This window comes from Neisseria sp. P0009.S010 (assembly GCF_051958545.1).
Classification (GTDB): Bacteria; Pseudomonadota; Gammaproteobacteria; order Burkholderiales; family Neisseriaceae; genus Neisseria; species Neisseria subflava_A.
In genome coordinates this window covers 1-238 of sequence record NZ_JBQCVH010000063.1, presented here as the reverse complement: position 1 = coordinate 238, position 238 = coordinate 1, and the positions used below count along the sequence as shown (strand labels likewise).

The 238-nt window shown below is 52.1% G+C and carries 1 pseudogene; it reads right to left on the bottom strand.

Going from position 1 to position 238, the window contains the following annotated elements:
* Window positions 1-220 (bottom strand): annotated as a pseudogene (locus tag ACTHSN_RS10915) (ribonuclease III domain-containing protein); the annotation flags it as partial.
* Window positions 221-238 lie beyond the last annotated feature (18 nt).

Below are 238 nucleotides of genomic sequence, written 5' to 3'. Positions count from 1 at the left end.
GCCGTCTGAAACCGCCGCTCGTCAACTCGCCGGCACCCAAATACAAACCGTCTACGACATTCATTACCAACCCACTTACCGCCAAAACGCCTTCATACACCAAAGCCGCACGCAACCGCGACAACTCGCCTTCCGACACTTTCGGAAACGCGTCAAACAACAACCGCGCCACGGAAAAGTTCAAAATCGAATCGCCGACAAATTCAAAAAGCTCATTGTGTTAGGCATAGTAGCTGCG